At 57.9% G+C, this 1086-nt stretch carries 1 protein-coding gene; it reads right to left on the reverse strand.

What is annotated here, in order from left to right:
- Positions 1-6: 6 nt before the first annotated feature.
- Entirely contained in the window at positions 7-975 is a 969-nt protein-coding gene (locus Q4P78_RS09315; protein ID WP_303340090.1) for a lysine exporter LysO family protein, read from the reverse strand.
- Between the last annotated feature and the right edge of the window lie 111 nt (positions 976-1086).

The raw sequence follows: 1086 nt of genomic DNA on the forward strand, positions 1-1086 counted from the left end.
GGGCGATTAGCAAAAGAGGGGGATGAGGAAGGGGACGCTCATATCGAGCACCATACCGTGCAGCAGCGTGACGGGAATCAGCTGTGGCCCACAAACACGGGCTATCGTAGGCAAACAGACGTCGACCGACGTTACTCCCGCCGCAGAGATGGGCGCCAAGGGGCCGAAATAATGCTTGAGCCAGGGAGCAGTGACGAGTGTAGTGAGCTCGCGCAGCACATTGGTCAGCAGAGCAATGAGCCCCAGCTCGGTGGCGAGCTCCTCGCCCAGGGAGGGCATTTTCAACTGCGTAATGAGTATTGACGAGAGGCTGTAGTAGCCTAGGCCACTGCCTACCGCCAACATGTCGCGCAGCCCCCACTGCGGCAGCAGGAGCGAGACCGCGCCGACCAAGAGCAAGGTGCCCACCACAGTGCCCAAAGGAAGAAGCAGGAGGGTAGGGCGAAAGGTGCGAAACAGGCCCTTGAGATTGTCGCTACAGCCTATACTGATGCCCACCTGGAGCATGAGGGCGTAGAGCAGGTAGAGTGAGAGATCGTGTACGCGCCACGCGCGGTCTACCGTAGCGCCAAGCACACAGCCAAGGACAAAGAGCACCACCACGAGTAGGCTCTGCCGCAGGGAGGCGGAAGCGTCACCTCCGGTCGAGGGGAGCGCATCATCAGAAGGGACAGAATAGGCAGCGGTTGGAGCATGGGGAGCACCCGAATACTCCTTATATATATAGGTGTAGAGTGCCTTGGCGGCCAAAGCGCTACCCAGTATCCCCACCAAGGCGAGGAGCAAGGCCAATCCACCGAACCGGGGCAGGTGATGCATGAGCGTAGGATGCTCCCCCACAGAGAGCCCCAGGATAAAGAGCATCAGGTAGATGGTCACCGTAATGGTGCGCTGCACCCCTTGGACTAGGCGAAAGCGGCGTAGACTGAAGCCCAACACTATGCCTAGAAGGGTGATGAGAATAACGATAAACATAATCGTGCAGGGGGATAAGAAAAGTGAGCGCACGAAGATACGAAAATTCTTTCTAACTTCGCAGAGACAAGCATGCGCCGCACCCTAGTGCATGGCGTACACAGACTTAAG

It is taken from the genome of Rothia sp. (in: high G+C Gram-positive bacteria), assembly GCF_030540545.1.
Classification (GTDB): domain Bacteria; phylum Actinomycetota; class Actinomycetes; order Actinomycetales; family Micrococcaceae; genus Rothia.